Origin of the sequence: Hungatella sp. SL.1.14 (genome assembly GCF_024460495.1) — a bacterium.
Taxonomy (GTDB): domain Bacteria; phylum Bacillota; class Clostridia; order Lachnospirales; family Lachnospiraceae; genus Hungatella; species Hungatella hathewayi.
Genome location: NZ_JANFYJ010000563.1, coordinates 1 through 274 on the forward strand (window position 1 = coordinate 1; position 274 = coordinate 274).

General features: G+C 52.2%; 1 protein-coding gene. It reads left to right on the forward strand.

Annotation, left to right across the window (positions count from 1 at the left end; translation table 11 throughout):
* Positions 1–274: IS66 family transposase (locus NE473_RS32310; RefSeq protein ID WP_256265741.1), on the forward strand; the 274-nt coding region annotated here is incomplete at both ends.

Consider the following 274-nt stretch of genomic DNA (forward strand, 5'->3'; position numbering starts at 1 on the left):
TACTTCAAGCAGAAGTTATTTGGCAGTTCCAGTGAACGGCGCAGTGATCTGCCCGGCCAGTTAAGCCTTTTCTCCGGATCCGGTTCCGGGGAGGAACCATTGCCGGAGCTCATTGAGCCGGAGTTCACCGAAGTTAAGACCAGCAAGCAGGAACGTAAGCCCAAAGCGGACTATGATGAGATGTTCGCAAATCTTCCAATCCACTATGAAGAAGTAAATACGTTGTCCGAAGAAGAGAAGCAGTGCCCTGAGTGCGGAGCCGGCATGATCCCGA